At 63.9% G+C, this 1,358-nt stretch carries 1 protein-coding gene; it reads right to left on the bottom strand.

Annotated elements, in window-relative coordinates:
• Window positions 1–1,204: efflux RND transporter permease subunit (locus EOA85_RS35380; protein WP_164760136.1), on the bottom strand; the 1,204-nt coding region annotated here is incomplete at its 3' end.
• Between the last annotated feature and the right edge of the window lie 154 nt (window positions 1,205–1,358).

The following is a 1,358-nucleotide window of genomic DNA, read 5'->3' as shown; positions in this document are numbered from 1 at the left end:
CCAGAAGGCCGAGCGCGATAATCAGCGCGCCGAGCGAGATGCGCTGCAGCGAGATGCCGAAATACTCCATGGTGACGAAGGTGATGGCGAGCACCAGCGGGATGGCGACGGCCACGACAATGCCTGGGCGCCAGCCGAGCGCCAGGAAGCTGACCGCAAGCACGATGGCGATGGCCTCGCCGAGGCTCTTGGTGAACTCGCCGACGGATTCTTCCACCACATGCGACTGGTCGGCGACCAGGCCGAGCTCGACGCCGAGCGGCAGCTCGGCCGCCATCTCGTGCATTTTTTCCTTGACGTTCTCGCCGAGCGCCAGCGCGTCGCCGCCTGATGTCATCGAGATGGCGATGCCGACAGCCGGCTTGCCGTTGAAGCGGAACATCGGCTGCGGCGGGTCGGAATAGGCGCGCTTAACCTCGGCAACATCGCCCAGCCTGAAATAATGGCCATTGGCGTAGAAGTTGATCGCCTTCAGGCTCTCCTCGGAGGTGAATTCGCCGGAAACCCGAATGGCAATGCGCTCGGGGCCGGCGTCGACCGTTCCGCTCGGGGTCAGCGCGTTCTGCGCCTGCAGCACCTGCGACAGCGTGCCGACGTCGAGCCCGAGTGCTGCCACCTTCTGCGTCGAGAATTCCAAATAGATCTTTTCGTCCTGCTGGCCGATCAGCTCGACTTTGGCGACGTCGGGCACGGTCAGCAGCCCGGCGCGCAGGCCGCTCGCTAAATCCTTCAGATCGCGATGGCTGACGCCGTCGGAGGTAAGCGCATAGATCAGCGAATAGGTGTCGCCAAACTCGTCATTGTAGAAGGGGCCCTGGACGCCGGACGGCATCGTCGGCTTGATGTCGTCGAGCTTCTTGCGCACCTGGTACCAGAGCGGCTGCACCTGCTCGGCCGCGACCGTGTCCTCCAGGTTGACGAAGACCACCGATTCGCCGGGCTTGGTGTAGCTCTTGACGTAGTCGAGGTTGGGAAGCTCCTCGAGCTTCTTCTCGATCCGGTCGGTGATCTGCTCCACCGTGTCGCTGGTCGTTGCGCCCGGCCATAGCGTTTTGACCACCATGGTCTTGATGGTGAAGGGCGGATCCTCTTCGCGGCCGAGCCCGGTGTAGGCGAAGATGCCAGCGAGTGCGGCCGCGATCATCAGGTAGATGACGAAGCTCTTGTGGCGCAGTGCCCATTCGGAAAGATTGAAGCTGGTCATGATGCGACTCCTTTTTCATGGCGCGCGCCATCCCGGCGCGCGGCCGGCCTGCGCCGGCTGAAGACTTCAGTGATTGGGCTGGGTGGCACCCGCCGGTCGGGGCGGGCGTTACTCAGGCCAGGCTGTGCATGGTGCCCGGGATGCGGTACGGCCC

It is taken from the genome of Mesorhizobium sp. M5C.F.Ca.IN.020.29.1.1 (assembly GCF_003997375.1).
GTDB classification, from domain to species: Bacteria; Pseudomonadota; Alphaproteobacteria; order Rhizobiales; family Rhizobiaceae; genus Mesorhizobium; species Mesorhizobium wenxiniae.
The sequence above is the reverse complement of the archived record's forward strand: the minus strand, read 5'-3'. Positions and strand labels throughout refer to the sequence as shown.